Genomic DNA, 18,632 nt, shown 5'->3' on the forward strand with positions numbered 1-18,632 from the left:
GCATTGCGGCATTGCGACCGTTATCCAGACAATATTTATCTTTTAATTCTTCAATTATGAATGAAAAGTCGACTAGTTCTTTAATTTGGCGAAGCATATTATCTTTTGGAACAATGAGATCATAAATTCCTATATATGGGCTAAGATTGAATGAATCTTGAAAGGAAATCATTTCGGTACCACCTTTAAAGTCTTGTTACCTTAATTATAAAATAAAAAGCAGTTGAAGGGTTGATAAAATCAACCTTCAACTGCCTCAAAACAAAGGACTTTTTCAGTGCCCTCTCGGAACGACCGAGGAGGCTCACGGGCGAGCCCGCGGAAAGCATAGCGCCTGTAGCGTAAATCAACAGCCTAGTTTAACACAGCCAAAAGTTTAATAAACACACATTAATCAAAAGCATTCACTGCCAGTAAAGTGAGTGCTTTTTTTATGGACTCTTTGAATGTTATAGTTGTTATATTAGAAAACGGTCTGCTTAAAACCTTATGGAATAAAAGGAAGAAAATGATGACGACTACAATAGAATATATTAAAGAGTGGCAGCAAGCGTTGCAAAATGAAATCATGCATTTAAAAAAATACGGCAGTAATAAATTTTTTGTGAAAAATGGAAGACTTTTATCTAATGATGGCAGTTTCAACTACTATTTTGATACACCGGTTCCTCTTAAGATTCCTGTTGGTTCTTCGATCAGAATTGAATGGGGAGCTATGAAACAAGCTGGGCGTGTGTTATCGGCTGAAGGAAAAGGGGCAATCTTACAATTAGAGAAATCTTTTGGAGATCTAATCGAGAGTGCATATTTATATCATGACCCTTGGGAATTGCTCGAACAGTTGATTGAACGCTTGGATGAAATTAAAAAGAGCAAACAAAAACGCATCAGAGTTAAGCGGTTAATGGAGCCTTCAATGGTCCCAAAGCACCCCGAAGAAAAAGCCAAAAGTTCCGTCCATGAATTAGTCTTACGCTCAAAGTACAATCCAGTTACATTTGTTTGGGGACCACCTGGTACAGGTAAAACCTATACATTAGCTCGAGTGGCAGCAAATAAGTATTTTCAGAAGAAAAGAGTGTTAATTTTATCTCATAGTAACCAGGCCGTGGACGTATTAATAGCTGAAATTTCTTCTTTTATAAAGAAAAAGGGACGTTTCCGTGAAGGTGAGATTCTTCGTTATGGCACCCAAATTAGTGAGCAGTTAGCAAGTCATGAAACACTCACAACTAGTCAGCTTCTAGAAAAATGGGAGCCACAATTGGCATCTGATAAAGAAACTCTTTTTGACGAAAGGCAAAAGCTAAAGCAGGACTTGGCAAACTCTTTTAGCAAAAGAGATTCTCAGCAATTACTGGAACTTGAAATGAAAATTGCAAGAGTGCTTGAAAAAATCCGCCATAAGGAAGTTCAATTTGTTAAGGATGCATTGATTGTAGGCAGTACGCTAGCAAAAGCAGCAAGCGACACAGCCATTTATGATACAGAGTTTGATATTGTCATATTGGATGAGGCGAGTATGGCCTATGTTCCGCAGGCGGCGTATGCTGCAACATTAGGAAAAAGAGTGGTCATATGCGGTGACTTTAAACAATTACCGCCCATTGCCTCCTCTAGAGATTCTCTCGTAACGAAATGGCTGAAGGAGGATATCTTTCACCGTTCAGGAATTGTTGAATGGGTTGAAAAAGGGCGTATTCATCCACATTTATTCTTACTAAAGGAACAACGCAGGATGCATCCAGAAATTTCAGCTTTCACAAACCGATATATTTATCAATCATTAGTTGGCGATCATGAAAGCGTGCTGAACAGTAGAAATCAAATTGTTGAACAAGCTCCCTTTCCAGGGAGAGCTTCGATGCTTATTGATACTAGTTATATGGGAGCAATTTGCAGCCGTGAAAGAACGACCAATTCCCGTTTTAATCTATTGCAGGTGTTAATCTCTTTTCAAAGTATTCATGAAGCCTATCTGAGTGGTGCTCGTTCAATTGGATATGTTACCCCTTACCGGGCGCAAGCAAGTCTAATGGAGCTATTGCTCGAGGACCTTTATCACGAAGAACGTTTAAGTTCAGATATTGTTTCTGCTACTGTTCACCGATTTCAAGGGAGTGAACGGGATGTAATGATATTTGATACTGTTGATGGCTCCCCGCTGGAACGAGCCGGAATGCTTTTGATTGGCAAGGAAAGTGAACGGTTACTAAATGTTGCGATTACTAGGACAAAGGGTAAATTCATACATGTTAGCAATCAAAAGTTTATCCGGGAACACGTCTATCGTGGGAAAACCTTGCGACAGCTCGTCGACCATCAAGAAAGCCACCAACAATCGGTAAAAGTAAAGGAAATAGGAAAGTGGATAAAACATCAACATGCTCGATTAAGGTGGATTCACGCACGAAAACTAGAGCAAGTTTTTCAGGATCTTCAGACTGCCCAATTTTCAATTGTTCTATCTGTTCCAGTTGGGGCGAACATGTCAGAAGAATGGCAGAATCGATTAATAAATCGTCAGTCTAAAGTGAAATTAACAGTTATTTCGGCTGACACCTGGGATGAATTAAAGGCAGATGAATGGCGGGAAGAGGATGTTTATTCCCCATCTATTATCATTGATAAAAAGATCATTTGGCATGGATTACCAGTAGAGGCAACGAGGGGAACACTGCCACCGTATATATCTGTAAGGCTGGAATCAAAAAGAGCAGCTGAGTTTATACTTGAACAATTTCTAGAGGATTCGAATAATTAAGCACTTAGTCTGGTCACTAACCAAGGCTAGAAGTGACCAGACCAACCAAGCTTATGATTGAGTTAAGCTCTTATTCATTTCTGTTTGAAGTGGTTGGGCCTGCTGCGAAGGGTTTTTAACTTTTACAGCTAAGAATAAGCCAATCGCTAAAATGATGGAGGAGAATAAAAAGGCGCTTTTAAAGCCGCCTAAATCTTCAATCAACCAACCTGCTAAGGCAGGTCCGATCAATTGCCCGACCGCAAAATAAAAAGTGACATAACTAAAGGCTAATGGCATATCAGCAGGCTTCACATGGTCCATACTTGAGGCTTGAATTAGGGTGAAAAGACCAGTAAATGTACTGCTAAGTAAAATAATATGCAGGCTAAATCCTAAAGCGGTTGGATTTAAGACAGGAATAAACATTGAAATCACTGTCAGACTTAGGGTAATGATCAAAGAAGTGCGTCTGCCGACTCGGTCAGAGATAGTCCCCCATATAGGACCACTAAAAATGGAGAGGATTCCATTTATAGCGATTAATTGACCGGCTAACTTTGTAGAAATTCCAGAATCCAACATAAAACTCATAATAAAGATCATTTGAACTAAATAGGTAACACCAATGATTCCATAGATGAAACCAGCAATTACAACGTTCCTGTTTTTATAAATCTCAACCGGTGAAGTTGACTTTGCTGTTTGTTTAGAGGAAAGATCTAGAGGTGGATTTTTAATAATTAAGAAGGTTAGAATGAGCACAAAGATACCAGATGCAGCAAAGATTCCCCAGGATAACCTCCAGCCAATTACTTCGTAGACCGTTCCTAGGTAGGGTACTACCATTCCTGAAATTAATATCCCAATTCCAGCTCCGCTTGTGGCAAGACCTATAACTAATCCTTTCTTGGCCGGAAACCACGAGACAAGTAATGAAATTAATGGGGTAAACGTAAAGGAAGTTCCAACGCCTAGAATAAACATAAAGAGAATGGTAAACCAGTAGGAGGGAGTAAAAGTTAATCCGGTTAATCCTGCTGTGACAATGGTTATCCCCAGTAAGATCGTTCTTCTTCCGCCCCATTTAGATGCTAATATACCTGCAAAGATAAGGGTTCCTAAGTATCCAAGTGAGGTGGTAGTTCCAAGGAATCCTGCTTGCTTGTATGTAATCTGCAGACCTTCTTTCATAAACGGAAGAATTACCCCATAAGAAAGTCTGGCAAAAGCTAAGATTACAATAGTTGTTAACATACCGGTCAGGGCATAAGTCCATAATCTTTTTTGCTCACTGATCTCCATACAAGACGCTCCTCTATATCCCAAATTTGTTATTCCATATCATATATTAGATTGCAAATAGCGGTAAAAACCAGTTTTTAACAGATTTGAGAAGCCATTTAATCTATATGTTAATTAAGTTATAATAAGTTAATCAATAAAATGGATTTGGCCATAAAACTTTCTTACTAGGGGTTAAAAATGGAAAACTATTTTCAAGATAGACAACAGGGTACGAAAGACTCCTTTCAGGAATTTGTTTCAAAATTAATCATAAATGAAAACTCTAAAGAGTTTGCTTTTTACAGAACTACATTAGAAAAGTTAGTTGAAAACGCACCTGTAGGGTTCTATGTTTTAGAGGACGGGAACTACCTATATGTAAATGCTTACTATGCAGACTTAGTGGGGTATAGTAAGGACGATTTAATTAATAAGCATGTTACTATACATCAAATTATTCATCCGGAAGACTGTTCCTTTATCGAGCACGATTTAGATAAATTAAATATAAACGAACAAATTGAGACTAATTATAATATACGAAAAATTCACAATAAAGGTCAAATTATATACACTCAAACTCATGTTATTATTGCTAACCATAATGGAAAAATAACTTCATTTGGTACAGTGATGGATATTACGAAGCAAAAACTAGTAAAGCAGCAGTTAGAAGATGGAAGTGAACGATACAAATCACTTTTTCTTTATAGCCCTGATGCCATTTTTACTTTTAACCGGGAAGGAAAATTTGTCAGTGCTAACCCCGCCAGTGAAGAGATTATCGGGTACACAACCTCTGAGCTGCTGGAAATGTCCTTTATCCCGCTGATCCACCCAGAACATGTAGAGAACGCTCTTAAACATTTTGAAATGGCACTAAATGGGCAGACATCGAGTTATCACTTAATTGTAACCAGAAAAGACGGGGTGCTGATTCACCTGAGAATCACTGCTTTTCCAATGAGAGAAAATGGTGAAATTGTTGGATGCTATGGTACGGCGAGAGATATAACTCAAAAAATACTATATGACCAGCAAATGGAGCAGTTGGCTTTCTATGACCCGCTTACACAATTGCCAAATCGAAAACTATTTGAAGATAACGTTGATCAATTAATCCACACCAGGTCTTCTAATACACAGCCGTTTGCTGTACTTTTCCTTGATTTGGACCGCTTTAAAGCGATTAATGATTCATTGGGACACCATATTGGTGATGTTTTTTTAAAACTAGTATCTGAGCGCCTCAAAAACAATTTGCGAAAAAAAGACATCATCAGCAGGCTCGCTGGTGACGAGTTTACCATTTTACTCCCTAAAACGGATCAAGAAAAGGTCATTCAAATTGCGAAAAGAATTAACAAAATAATGATGGACCCTTTTAATGTGTCAGGACACTCGGTAACAGTATCAGTTAGTATTGGAATCGCTTTCGGAGGAAATAAAGAAGAAACTGTTCATCAGTTAATTCAACAAGCCGACACAGCGATGTACTATACTAAGAAATACAAAAAGAATAGCTATACCATCTATTCAAAAGAGTTAGATATTAAATCTGCATACAAATTAAAAATCGAACGAGACTTAAAGCAAGCTTTAGAGAAAAAAGAATTCTCTTTGGAATACCAGCCGATTTTCGATATGCAAACGGGAGAGGTAAGTGTTTTTGAAACCTTAATCCGTTGGAACCATAAAGAGCTTGGTTTAATACCGCCAAGTGATTTCATACCAATTGCAGAAGAGAGTGGTCAAATTATCCAAATAGGTGCATGGGTTTTGGAATCGGCCTGTAAACAATTGAAGACTTGGCAAAATGCAGGCTTACCACCTTTTAAGGTTGCAGTAAATATTTCTACTAAGCAACTTTTGCATTATGACTTTGTAGAATCAGTGAGACAAATATTAAAAAGAACCAATCTGGATCCTAATTGGCTGGAGCTCGAAATTACTGAAAGTTTTTTAGTTGATGATGTAGAGTTAGTTAAGGAAAGTCTGTTAAACTTAAAGCAAGCGGAGCTTTCGATTTCAATTGACGATTTTGGCACAGGTTATACTTCCTTAACTTATCTTCGTCAATTTCCATTAGATAAGGTGAAAATTGACCGCAGCTTTATTAAAGATATTAATCGAGATTATAACGGAGAACGGATCACTGCAGCGATTATATCCTTAGCGCATAGTCTTAATATGACCGTGGTAGCCGAAGGGATTGAAGAGGAAGACCAATTACAATTCCTTAAGTGTGAGGGCTGTGATGAGGGACAAGGTTACTATCTCAGTCATCCGTTACCGGTAAACTTGGTTAAGGAAATTTTTCTTAATCAATCTAACTTGAAATAAAAACATTAACTTCTACTTGACATTAAAGCCAATTCTATGGATAATCAAATAAAATTATATGAGAAAATAGTATGGGATTAGTAAACTTAGGGAACGTGCAAGAGAGTGGAACCCACGGCTGGAAGGTTTCTCACGGAAACAAATTGAACCTGCCCAATTGAGCTGCTTATGCAAACATAAGCCGTATTTCCTCGTTACGGAATCAAGTGAATGCAGGCACTTTGCCGCATTAATAAAGGTGGTACCGCGGAAACGACTTTTCCGTCCTTTTTTTAAGGACAGAGGAGTCGTTTTTTATTATATAAAAGGAAGGTCGAACGGTATGAAAAAACAACTTGTCGTTGTGAAAATAGGCAGCAGCTCGCTAACCTCGATAAATGGAACGATTTCAGAAGAAAAGATTCGCGATCATATCGAGGCACTCTCCTATTTAAAGCAACAAGGTCATGATGTAATCCTAATTTCGTCAGGAGCTGTAGCAGCCGGGTTCAGTGCGCTCGGGTATCCGTCTCGACCTAAAACACTTGCCGGTAAGCAGGCAGCAGCCGCGGTTGGACAGGGCTTGTTGATGCAGCATTATCATCAGCAATTTAATGATTATCAGATTGTACCCGCTCAAATCTTATTAACAAGGCAGGATTTTTACAGTCTCGAAAGATTTCATAATTTATTCAACACTATTAGTGAACTGCTTCAACGTGGTGTTCTACCAATCATTAATGAAAATGATTCAGTTTCAGTTGAAGAGTTAACCTTTGGTGATAATGATATGCTTTCTGCGCTTGTTAGTGGTTTTTTACATGCCAATGCGTTATTGATCTTAACTGATGTAAATGGAATCTATGATGGAAATCCAAATCATTCAAAAACGGCGAAAAAATATCATTTCATTCCCAATGTATCTGATGACCTTCTTGGGGTTGCAGGGGACAGTAGTTCTAATGTTGGAACTGGCGGTATGAAATCAAAGCTGCTGGCTGCAAAGAAAGCACTATCACTCGGAGTAAGCATTTTCGTTGGAACAGGAAACGGCAAGGAGAAACTAGTAGATATTCTGGAGGGAAAGGGCGACGGTACATATATTGGAGGTCCTTTCCAAACACAAATGCAAATGAAAAAGCAGTGGATTGCCTTTCACTCCCAGGTTGGAGGGGTTGTGGAGATAGATGAAGGTGCAGAAAAAGCTATAGTTCTAAACGGAAAAAGCTTGCTGCCAGTTGGGGTTACAAAAGTTACAGGCGAATTTAATGCAATGGATGTAGTCGAAGTTCATAACCAAAAGGGGCAGTTAATAGGGAAAGGCCAAATCTACTATTCTTCAAAGAACTTAGAAAAAGTGAAAGGGTTACCGAGTGAACGCTCCAAAGCTCTTTCTATAAATCAACGTGGAGAAGTGATTCATCGAGATAATTGGGTAATGATACCAAAGGGGGAATAATGACAATGAGTGAGTTATTAGATAAAGCGAAAAAACTGCGTACTGCTACAAAATCCTTAGCCATGTTATCAACTAATGAAAAAAACCAAGCACTATCTCTAATCGCAGACAACTTGATGAAAGAGAAAGATTTAATTATAAGCGAAAATGAAAAGGATCTGCAAGTGGGAAAGAAAAATGGATTATCTGCTTCCCTGCTGGACCGATTACTTCTTAATGAAGAACGAATCGCAGCTATTGTAGATGCTATCAAACAGCTAATTTTGCTCGAAGATCCAATCGGAGAAACGATAGAAGCATGGGAAAGACCGAATGGGTTAAAGATTCAAAATGTTCGGGTTCCTCTTGGTGTAATTGGAATGGTATATGAAGCTCGTCCGAATGTCACGGTCGATGCAGGAAGTCTTTGTTTAAAAGCAGGGAATGCCGTTTTATTACGAGGCAGTACTTCTGCTCTCCACTCTAATAAGGCGTTAGTGAAAGTGATGCGTCAAGCCCTGGCTGAGAGTAAAATACCTGTAGATGCTGTTCAATTGCTTGAGGACACGAGCCGAGAGACGGCTTCGCAAATGTTCAAATTGAATCAGTACCTTGATGTTCTTATTCCTCGAGGCGGTGCTGGTTTGATACAAACTGTTATCCAAAATGCAACCGTCCCTGTACTTGAGACAGGTGTAGGCAATTGTCATGTTTTTATAGATGAATCGGCCAAAGCGCAAATGGCTATTGACATCGTTTTTAATGCGAAAATGCACCGTCCGTCTGTTTGTAATTCCGCAGAGAGCTTGCTCATTCATAAAGATTGGTCATATCAATCAGATTTGTTGAATTTCCTCCACGATCAAGGAGTGGAGCTCCGTGGGGATGAGGCGCTGGCGTCTGACTATTCATTCATAAACAGGGCTACAGAAGATGACTGGCATGCAGAATTTTTGGGGCCGGTATTAGCGGTAAAATTGGTGGAGGGTGTAAAAGAAGCAATTGATCATATTGATTGTTACGGCACGAAACACTCTGAGGCTATTATTAGTGAGAATGAAGAAAGCATTGAATTATTCTTCAAGTCGGTTGATGCAGCTGCCTTATACCATAATGCTTCTACTCGATTCACGGATGGAGAGCAATTTGGCTACGGTGCAGAAATTGGTATTAGTACCCAAAAGCTTCATGCTAGGGGACCAATGGGTCTTAAAGCGTTAACAACAACAAAAGCAATTATCCGTGGTACTGGACAAATACGGAAATAATCATAATAGAGGACATGATAGAAGAAACTATCTTGTTCTCTTTTTTATGAATTGGCTTTTTCTGTTATAATAAAAGGCAAACATACATTCTTTTAAAGGGGGGGGTGAAATGGTGGCGGATGCTGTACATATATCGGTAAGAAGACTCGTTGAATATGTGTTTAGTAGTGGAAGTATTGACTCGAGATTCCGCTCACAAACCACTCTTTTAGATGGTACGAGAGTTCATCAAAGAATCCAAAAAACGTATGAAGAGTGTGATCAGAAAGAGGTCTATTTAAGTATAGATATACCTTACGATAACCTGGTCTATAGGATTGATGGAAGATGTGATGGTCTACTCTTCCGAAATGGGGAGGTGACGATTGATGAAATCAAATCAACACCGAAGGCTCTAGATCAGCTAGATTCTGGAGGAAAACCTGTTCATTGGGCACAAGCAAAAATGTATGCTTATATTTATGCTAGTGAAAACAATCTTATTGAAATCTCTGTTCAGCTAACATATGTTCATGTGGAGACAGAAGAAAGAAGAGTGTTTAATGAGAAGTTTACGAAAGAAGAATTAGAAGCTTTTGTTTTTGAAATGATAAAAAATTATGCTCCATATGCAAATTTACTGCATCATCACATTAGAGATCGTGACGATAGTAGTCTTGCTCTTTCATTCCCTTTTGGTACATATCGAAAGGGGCAGCGGAAACTAGCCGGTGCGGTATATAAAACCGTTTCAGATAAAAAAAGTTTATTTGTTAAAGCACCAACGGGGATCGGTAAAACAATGAGCACATTATTCCCAGCAGTAAAGGCGATAGGGGAAGGAAAAATTGCGAAAATCTTTTATCTGACTGCTAAAACGATTACCCGTACCACAGCAGAAGAAGCATTCGAGAAACTACGATCCTCGGGAATTCAGATGAAAAGCATTACGATTACTGCAAAGGACAAAGTATGCTTTAAGGATGAAACAAAGTGTCAAAAGGAATATTGTGAGTTTGCCGATGGATATTATGACCGAATTAATGGAGCGATTTTAGATATTATTGCTAATGAGACAGCTATGAACCGTGAAATAATTGAAAAATATGCCCAAAAACATCGTGTATGCCCCTTTGAGTTTTCTATTGATCTGGCTTATGTAGCAGATGCCGTTATTTGTGATTACAATTATATTTTTGACCCTAGAGTTTCATTAAAAAGATTGTTTGAAGAACAAAAGAAAAGGACTGTTTTACTCGTAGATGAGGCACATAACTTAGTTGACCGCGGTAGAGAGATGTTCTCTGCACAACTAACTAAAGAAACCTTTTTAGACTTAAAAAGAGAGTATAAAGGTAAAAATAAGGATATCTATGAATATGCGACAAAGGTAAATGCATGGTTTATTCATTTAAAAAAAGTTCAGCAAGGCAATGAATTTACCTTACCCGAGCTTGATGGTGAATTGCTTGAGCTGTTGCATCAGTTTAGTAAGGCCGCTGAGCAAATCCTCGTGTCGGAAACTTCGCCCCATTTGTTAGAAGCTTACTTTACTGTACAAAACTTCTTAAAGATAGCAGACTTTGTTAATGAACAGTTTATTATTTACGGAGAGAAGAATCGGAATGATATATTTCTAAAGCTATTTTGTATTGATCCGTCTCAATTGTTAAAGCAAATGAGCAAGGGGTATCGTTCGAAAATATACTTTTCTGCCACACTTTCGCCGATGTCATATTATCAGGATCTACTCGGGGGAGGTGAGGAGGACTACAGTCTGTTAATTGATTCACCCTTTTCTGCCGAGCAAGTTGACGTATATATAAAACCATTATCTACCAGATATCGAGATCGGGAAGAGTCATATGATAAGATTACAGCGACGCTTCAAGCTTTAATTAGTAACAGACCTGGCAGTTATCTCGTTTTCTTTCCTTCCTACCAATATCTGCTTGCTGTTTATGAGCAATTTAAACTGGCGGATTCATCCACAGAGACCCTAGTGCAAGAGGCGAGGATGTCGGAAGTTGAGCGTGAAGCCTTTTTAGAGAGCTTTCGGCCGGATTTGAAAGAGAATTTACTCGGCTTTGCTGTCTTAGGGGGAATTTTTTCAGAAGGGATTGATTTGGTTGGGGAGCGGCTGAATGGTGTTATAGTAGTAGGTGTTGGACTTCCTCAGCTTTGTTTTGAACGCAATTTAATTAAGGACCATTTTCACGAAAAGGGGAAGAATGGCTACGATTATGCCTATGTATACCCAGGGATGAATAAGGTGCTCCAGGCAGGGGGCAGGCTGATTCGCTCAGAAGAAGACCGCGGAACGATTGTTCTTATAGATGATCGCTTTTTGACCAGACAATATCAAACACTCCTTCCCAAGGAGTGGAGAGAATATAAAGTGCTATAAAAATTACCTAGTTTGTTACATGTTTTGGTTCTTTTTTAGAAATACTGTTTTGAGGAAGGTAAAATTGATCAAAAGTGAGGAGAATAGATTATGGCAAAAATTGAAGTAGGCGAAGTTTTCACCATTAGTGATGAAAATGATCAGGAGCAAGAGGTAGAAGTGCTAGCAACGTTAACGCTTGAAGGAACGGATTATGCAGCGGTGGGCTTTGCAGATGACATCCATTCAGAAACCGAGGACGACATCGATATCTTCTTTTTAAAAGTAGACGAAGAAGGCGACCTAGCAGCAATCGAAAGCGACGAAGAATTTGACAAAGTCTCAACTGCGTTTGATGAGTTGATGGATGAGGAAGAGGTAGAATAGTAAAAAGCTGGCCATTGCCAGCTTTTTTTGGAATTTTATCGTGGACCTACACCCATGAATTCACCATTAATAAATGTAGCCATCAAAGCCGTGCCATCCTCGAATGTTACAGGAATCCCAACAATAGTAACTGGATAAACATTATGTTTCAAAACTTGAACGTCATTTACTCCGTTCCACTTAATTCCTTCAGCTTTCTGTTCTTTTCGAACATCCTTCAATGCGTCGGTTTTTAGAAGGTTGGCAACAATCTTGTTTTTTTCTGCACCTGTAATAAAAGTTACATCATGACAAATGCAATTTTCCTCTCCTTCTGGAATTTCAGAAGCTTTTACCGGATTACCAACTGAACCAAATATCAATAATACAACCAAACTGCTAAATAAAAGTGTAAAAATTTTCTTCATGTCTTTCCTCCTAGTGTAAGTCTACTTACCTATTCACTATTATATCGACATTTTCCTGCAGGATTTTTGTCGATTTATCGACAAAAAGCATGACTTTTCCAAATTTGTTGTGATTTATACCACTAACTGTTTTTTAGGTTTAATTTTTTCATTCGGTATTGTAAGCTTTGCCTGCTTAATCCTAGGATTTCGGCAGTTTTGGTTATGTTGTAATCGGTAGTTTTCCATACCTGTTCGATATAGGTTCTTTCAAATAGTTCTAGCTGCGTTTTCAATGGAGCAGAAAGATCCGAATGCTCCTTTATAAATGTAGAAGCAGGGGGAGGCATTAGCCGTTCCTTTAACTGCATTTTGCTTCGATATTGATAGGGTAAGTGAGGATAAACGATTACAATTTCTTCCTCAGGCATAATGTTCATCGCTGCCTCAATAATATGCTCAAGCTCCCGAACATTACCATGCCAGTCATATTCCATAAAGGAGTGGATCACTTCCTCCGATAAGCGGTTTACATTCATTCGAAAACGGTCATTATATTTTTCGATAAAATGCTGTACAAGCAGAATGATATCTTCTTTACGCTCCCTTAAAGGGGGGATAAAAAGGGTTACCACGCCAAGACGATAATATAAATCTTTTCGCAAACGATTGTTGGTAATGGCATCAATTGGATCTTCGTTAATATTCGCGATGACTCGGACATCCACAGGTGTGTCCTTCGTATCACCTATTCGGCGAATCGTTTTTTCCTGAAGAACACGTAAAAGCTTTGCCTGGAGATTGTGATTTAGTGAATTCACTTCGTCCAATAATAAAGTCCCGCCATTCGCTTGTTCAAATAACCCAGGATGATCAATCGCACCTGTAAAAGCACCTTTTTTAGTTCCAAAAAGAAGACTTTCTATTAAACTATCAGGTAGTGCTGCGCAATTCTGTGAGATAAATGGGGCGGAGAACCGGTCGCTCGCATTATGGATACTTTGGGCAAAAAGTTCTTTTCCTGTGCCTGTTTCACCGACAACTAAAACATAAGAAGAAGTACGCGTAGCCCTTTTAGCACTCTCAATCACATCTCTGAAAACGGGACTATTCCCAATAATGCTATCGAATGTATATCTCGTTGCACCGTTCCGATTCATATTTCCTTTCATCAAACGTTCTAGTTTTGTCACATCATGCGCAATTTCTACGGCCCCAATGATATCTTCTTGTTCAATAATCGGCATCGTATTATTGATTGTGGTAATTTCTCTGCCTTTATTATTAAAATAGGTTTGTTTTACGTTTATTGTCTCTAACCCTTCTTGAAATGCCTTTACTAGAGTACTAGCTTGGTCCTCTTTAAACATAAAAACATCAAGAAGGTTTTTATTCATCACATCTTGAATTTCCATCGATTCCATTTGCATCATTTTTTTATTGTAAATTATCGTTTTTCCTGTTTCATCTACAGCGTGAACTCCTACATCCACTTCATCTAAAATCTTACGGTACATTCGATTAAGATATTGCAAATAATCAACATTCATATTTTTCATTTGATTCATTCCTTATTATTAGCGTATACAACTATTAAAACAAAACATCTCTGTAGACGCAAAAAAAATTTGCATATTAATGGAATTAAAAATATTTTGCGCCAAAATATTTTGCGTTTAACCACATAAATCCTATATTAATAAAGAATATGAAACTGGCACGAAACTTGCATAGTATTAATGGTAAAGCAAACAACGAGGGGGAAATAAGATGAAAACATATGTACATGAACCTTTTACTGATTTTACAAATGAAAAAAAACAAAAAGCTTTCGAAGACGCTCTGTCATACGTTCAAACTCAATTAAACAATGAATATCCAGTAGTGATTGGTGGAGAGGCTATACATACAGAACAAAAAATAGTTTCGATCAATCCAGCAAATAAACAAGAAATCATTGGCCAAGTTTCTATGGCAGATCAAGATTTGGCAGAGAAGGCTATGGCCGCCGCATTAACAGCATTCGAAACTTGGAAAAGGTGGAGACCAGAGCATCGTGCCAATATTCTTTTTCGTGCAGCTGCCATTATGCGCCGCCGTAAACATGAATTTTCTGCCTTCCTTGTGAAAGAAGCGGGAAAGCCGTGGAAGGAAGCGGATGCAGATACAGCAGAAGCTATTGATTTCTTAGAATATTATGGGCGACAAATGCTGAGAGTAAAAGAAGGATTCCCTGTAAATAGCCGTGATGGTGAGTATAATCAGTATCACTATATTCCATTAGGAGTAGGGATCATTATTTCACCTTTTAACTTCCCATTAGCGATTATGGCAGGTACAACTGTTGCTGCGATTGTTACTGGTAATACGGTTCTACTAAAACCAGCCAACTCCACACCAGTAGTTGCTGCGAAATTTGTTGAATTGATGCAAGAGGCTGGACTGCCGGAGGGCGTGCTAAACTTTGTTCCAGGCAGCGGTGCCCAAATTGGTGATTACCTTGTTGATCATCCTAAAACACGGTTTGTTTCCTTTACTGGATCACGTGAAGTTGGCTGCCGAATTAATGAACGTGCAGCAAAGGTTCATCCTGGTCAAATCTGGATTAAACGGGTCATTGCTGAAATGGGCGGGAAGGACACTGTCGTTGTTGACAACGATGCGGACTTAAATTTGGCAGCCGCAAGTATCGTTTACTCTGCATTTGGCTTCTCTGGCCAGAAATGTTCCGCAGGCTCGCGCGCGGTAGTTCATCAAGACGTGTATGACGATGTACTTGAAAAAGCAGTAGCTCTTACAAAATCACTCTCACTAGGTAATCCAGAATTGGCAGAAACTTATATGGGGCCAGTAATTGATGAAAAATCCTTTAAAAAAATCATGAACTATATTGAAATTGGCAAGCAGGAAGGAAAGCTCATGACTGGTGGAGAAGGTGAAGATTCAAAAGGATACTTTATTCAGCCTACCATTTTTGCCGATTTAGACCAAAATGCCCGCCTTATGCAGGAAGAGATTTTTGGACCAGTACTTGCTTTCTCCAAAGCACGTGATTTTGACCATATGATGGAAATAGCCAATAATACGGACTATGGTTTAACGGGTGCGCTTATTTCTAATAATCGTGAACACATTGAACGGGCTCGCGAGGAATTCCACGTTGGAAATCTTTATTTTAACCGAACTTGTACGGGAGCCATCGTAGGCTACCAGCCATTTGGCGGATTTAATATGTCAGGAACAGACTCTAAAGCTGGCGGCCCAGATTACATCCTGCTTCATATGCAAGCAAAAACTACTTCGGAAACTCTATAGGGGAGGCAATATTATGTCGGTAGCAACGAAAACAAATGAAATCATTGAACAAACACAAAAATTTGGTGCGAATAATTATCATCCGCTGCCAATCGTAGTATCAAAGGCAGAGGGAGTTTGGGTCGAAAGTCCAGAAGGTAATCGTTACATGGATATGCTTAGTGCCTATTCAGCAGTTAACCAAGGACATCGTCATCCAAAAATCATTCAAGCTTTGAAGGACCAGGCAGATAAGGTTACCTTAACTTCGCGTGCCTTTCATAATGACCAGCTTGGTCCTTGGTATGAAAAAATCTGTAAATTGACAAATAAGAATATGGCCCTTCCAATGAATACGGGAGCAGAGGCTGTTGAAACTGCTATTAAAGCAGCACGCCGCTGGGGTTATGATGTGAAAGGGATTGCTGAAAATCAAGCCGAAATCATCGCCTGTACAGGGAATTTTCATGGACGGACAATGGGCGCTGTTTCCCTATCTTCTGATCCTGAATATAAGCGCGGATTCGGTCCAATGCTTCCAGGAATCAACTTAATCCCTTACGGTGACCTAGATGCGTTAAAAGCGGCGATTACACCGAATACAGCTGCCTTTTTAATCGAGCCTATACAGGGAGAAGCAGGTATCATTTTACCGCCTAAAGGATTTTTAAAGGCAGCAGCAGACCTTTGTAAAGAGAACAATGTTTTGTTCATTGCTGATGAAATTCAAGTTGGATTAGCCAGGACTGGAAAAATGTTTGCGTGTGAATGGGAAAATGTAAATCCAGATATGCTGATTTTAGGTAAAGCACTTGGTGGTGGGGTATTCCCAATTTCGTGTGTGGTGGCTAATGCTGATGTTTTAGGAGTTTTTAATCCTGGTTCGCACGGTTCTACTTTCGGTGGAAATCCTCTAGCTTGTGCGGTTTCAATTGCCGCTTTAGAAGTGATTGAGGAAGAGAAATTAGTAGAACGTTCTCTTGAATTAGGCAGGTACTTCCTTGAACAGTTAAAAACGATAGAAAACCCTGTCATTAAAGAAATCAGAGGCAGAGGATTATTTATCGGCGTTGAACTAAATGAGGCAGCTAGACCATATTGTGAGCAGTTAAAAGAAGAAGGTCTATTATGTAAAGAGACGCATGATACAGTCATCCGCTTTGCTCCGCCGCTGATCATTAGTAAGGAAGATATTGATTGGGCAATGGAAAAAATCGGAAAAGTTTTAGCTTAATTAATAAAAATAAATGCCTTGCAGAAAAATGGTCTGCAAGGCTTTTTGTATCTGAAATCACTTAATAAACATTTTAATTTGTTTCAAAGCATTTTTTCGATTGGGATACCTAAATGGAAGGTCAAAACGAGTTGTTTGCTTTAAGATGCTTTTTTCGTGTGTGAAGACATCAAAGCTGCCTTTTCCATGATATGCGCCTATTCCACTTTCGCCAACGCCTCCAAATGGGAGATAAGGAGAGCTCAAGTGATATACGGTATCATTGATACAGCCGCCGCCGAAAGAAATGTTACTTAGGATTTTATCTTGGAAGTCTTTACTTTCGGAAAAAATATACAGTGCTAAGGGTTTTGGGCGTTCGTTGATTTTTGTCATCATAAAGTTGTCGTTCTCATATTCCAGTATGGGGAGGATTGGACCGAAAATTTCATCCTGCATTACAGAATCTTCCCAAGAAATATCCACAAGTACGGTTGGTTCAATGGTTAATAAATCAATAGCATATTTGCCGCCATAAACAGGTTTCCCATCTATCAAGAAGGTTTTAAGACGATTAAAATGTCTTTCACTAACAATCCGAGTAAACTCCCCGGTCTTAAATACATCCTCGCTATACAGTTCTTTAATCGCTTCAATTAAAAGTTGAGTAAACTGCTTTTTTATTTCGCGGTGAACATATAAATAATCAGGTGCTACACAAGTTTGCCCAGCGTTTATGAACTTACCCCAAGCAATCCGTTTTGCTGCTAATTTTAAATTTGCATCTTTATGGACGATGCAAGGACTTTTTCCACCAAGCTCAAGCGTAACGGGAGTCAAGTTTTTTGCCGCTGCTTCCATGATTACTTTTCCGACCGGAACACTTCCGGTAAAAAAGATATAATCAAGCTTTTCTTTTAAGAGAAATTGGGATGTTTGGGCATCACCTTGGACGACCGTTATATACTCTTCTGGAAAATTCTCGTGTAGTAATTTAGCAAGTAATTTAGATGTTTCGGGTGTTAATTCTGATGGTTTTAATAACGTACAATTACCAGCAGCTATCGCTCCGATTAAAGGGGCGATTGCTAGCTGAAAAGGGTAATTCCAAGGTGAAATGATTAGTGTAACTCCATAAGGTTCAGGGTAAATATAGCTTTTCGATCCAGCTTGTGCAAGTGCTGATTTAACCCTTCGCGGCTGAGACCAATCTTTTACATGCTTTAGTGTAAAGCGGATTTCCTCTAGCACAATTCCAATCTCCGTTATATAAGAATCAAAGCGGCTTTTATTCAAATCTTTTTTCAGGGCATCCATAAGTTCTGTCTCATGAGACCTTATTACTTGGGCTAATAACTTCAGTGCTTCAATACGATAAGAAACATCCTTTGTCTTTCCTGATAGAAAGAAGTTACGTTGTTTAGAAACTAATTCATAATAGGTTTCCATAGTTCCCCTCCATACAGTACGGTTAATGTTATTTTATCTTAAGGTAAATCAGATATAAGCATCTATGGTATTCTCCAATGACTAACAGATTCAAAAAGATGTATGTATAGTAAATTTTAGTAAATAATAATAAAAAACATATAAAAGGAGCCTGAAAATGTCTATTGAGGCTGGTACTAAATTTCAAATTTCACAGACCATTAAAAGTAACTTTAATTCTTCAGAAGCCTTAACTGTTGTAAATAATAATGGTATTACCGTACAATTCATACTTGATGACGGAAAAGGAAGGGGTTCGATGCCTCTCGATCACTTAAAGTATCTCCTTAAACGAGCAAATCTGACTCAAGTGAAAAATAATAAAAGAATATTAATTAATGATGAAAATAATGAAGAGAAAATTGGATGAGAAACCATTAGAAAGAAGTCTCAAACAGCGAGTCAACAAATTCTCTTAAAAGAACAAACCCTCCTAGTCAT

Annotated in this window: 14 protein-coding genes; 9 read left to right on the forward strand and 5 right to left on the reverse strand. The window is 38.7% G+C overall.

Features of this window, described 5'->3' with window-relative positions:
- Window positions 1-172: transposase (locus tag BTR25_RS27200; protein ID WP_483295269.1), on the reverse strand; the 172-nt coding region annotated here is incomplete at its 3' end.
- 339 nt (window positions 173-511) lie between these two features.
- On the opposite strand from BTR25_RS27200, the gene BTR25_RS18070 reads away from it, so the two are divergent.
- Window positions 512-2,764 carry an AAA domain-containing protein gene (locus tag BTR25_RS18070; protein ID WP_075689445.1) on the forward strand — a complete coding sequence of 751 codons (2,253 nt, stop codon included), beginning with the start codon at window positions 512-514 and terminating at the stop codon, window positions 2,762-2,764.
- Window positions 2,765-2,815: 51 nt separating this feature from the next.
- Here the strand turns inward: BTR25_RS18070 and BTR25_RS18075 are convergent, their stop codons facing one another.
- Window positions 2,816-4,048, reverse strand: coding sequence for an MFS transporter (locus tag BTR25_RS18075; RefSeq protein WP_075689446.1), 1,233 nt, complete (start codon window positions 4,046-4,048; stop codon window positions 2,816-2,818).
- A gap of 180 nt (window positions 4,049-4,228) precedes the next feature.
- On the opposite strand from BTR25_RS18075, the gene BTR25_RS18080 reads away from it, so the two are divergent.
- From BTR25_RS18080 to BTR25_RS18100, 5 genes are all read left to right on the forward strand, one after another.
- The gene (locus tag BTR25_RS18080) at window positions 4,229-6,373 is read left to right on the forward strand and encodes a sensor domain-containing protein (protein WP_083652452.1); all 2,145 of its coding nucleotides are present in this window, start codon (window positions 4,229-4,231) and stop codon (window positions 6,371-6,373) included.
- Between the two features lie 322 nt (window positions 6,374-6,695).
- Window positions 6,696-7,811, forward strand: a complete 1,116-nt coding sequence (gene proB / locus BTR25_RS18085) for a glutamate 5-kinase (protein ID WP_075689447.1) — start codon at window positions 6,696-6,698, stop codon at window positions 7,809-7,811.
- Between the two features lie 5 nt (window positions 7,812-7,816).
- A complete protein-coding gene (locus BTR25_RS18090; RefSeq protein ID WP_075689510.1) occupies window positions 7,817-9,058 on the forward strand; it encodes a glutamate-5-semialdehyde dehydrogenase in 1,242 nt (413 codons plus the stop codon).
- 112 nt (window positions 9,059-9,170) lie between these two features.
- Complete coding sequence (locus BTR25_RS18095; protein WP_139311285.1) at window positions 9,171-11,444, forward strand: ATP-dependent DNA helicase; 2,274 nt, start codon at window positions 9,171-9,173, stop codon at window positions 11,442-11,444.
- A 90-nt stretch (window positions 11,445-11,534) separates the two neighbouring features.
- Window positions 11,535-11,810, forward strand: coding sequence for a DUF1292 domain-containing protein (locus BTR25_RS18100; protein ID WP_075689449.1), 276 nt, complete (start codon window positions 11,535-11,537; stop codon window positions 11,808-11,810).
- 35 nt (window positions 11,811-11,845) lie between these two features.
- Here the strand turns inward: BTR25_RS18100 and BTR25_RS18105 are convergent, their stop codons facing one another.
- Both BTR25_RS18105 and BTR25_RS18110 read right to left on the reverse strand, forming a co-directional pair.
- Window positions 11,846-12,217, reverse strand: coding sequence for a hypothetical protein (locus BTR25_RS18105; RefSeq protein ID WP_075689450.1), 372 nt, complete (start codon window positions 12,215-12,217; stop codon window positions 11,846-11,848).
- A gap of 122 nt (window positions 12,218-12,339) precedes the next feature.
- Window positions 12,340-13,755, reverse strand: coding sequence for a sigma-54 interaction domain-containing protein (locus tag BTR25_RS18110; RefSeq protein WP_139311279.1), 1,416 nt, complete (start codon window positions 13,753-13,755; stop codon window positions 12,340-12,342).
- A gap of 211 nt (window positions 13,756-13,966) precedes the next feature.
- Between BTR25_RS18110 and pruA the strand changes: the two genes are divergently transcribed.
- Both pruA and BTR25_RS18120 read left to right on the forward strand, forming a co-directional pair.
- Window positions 13,967-15,511: an L-glutamate gamma-semialdehyde dehydrogenase gene (gene pruA, locus BTR25_RS18115; protein ID WP_075689451.1), complete on the forward strand. Its 1,545-nt coding sequence runs from the start codon at window positions 13,967-13,969 to the stop codon at window positions 15,509-15,511.
- Window positions 15,512-15,524: 13 nt separating this feature from the next.
- Window positions 15,525-16,724: an ornithine--oxo-acid transaminase gene (locus BTR25_RS18120; RefSeq protein WP_075689452.1), complete on the forward strand. Its 1,200-nt coding sequence runs from the start codon at window positions 15,525-15,527 to the stop codon at window positions 16,722-16,724.
- Window positions 16,725-16,781: 57 nt separating this feature from the next.
- Here the strand turns inward: BTR25_RS18120 and BTR25_RS18125 are convergent, their stop codons facing one another.
- Entirely contained in the window at window positions 16,782-18,152 is a 1,371-nt protein-coding gene (locus BTR25_RS18125) for an aldehyde dehydrogenase (protein WP_075689453.1), read from the reverse strand.
- Window positions 18,153-18,309: 157 nt separating this feature from the next.
- Between BTR25_RS18125 and BTR25_RS18130 the strand changes: the two genes are divergently transcribed.
- Complete coding sequence (locus BTR25_RS18130; protein ID WP_075689454.1) at window positions 18,310-18,561, forward strand: hypothetical protein; 252 nt, start codon at window positions 18,310-18,312, stop codon at window positions 18,559-18,561.
- The last annotated feature ends 71 nt before the right edge of the window (window positions 18,562-18,632 follow it).

The sequence above is a fragment of the Bacillus sp. MRMR6 genome, from assembly GCF_001940785.1.
In the GTDB taxonomy this organism is placed as follows: Bacteria; Bacillota; Bacilli; order Bacillales; family Cytobacillaceae; genus Neobacillus.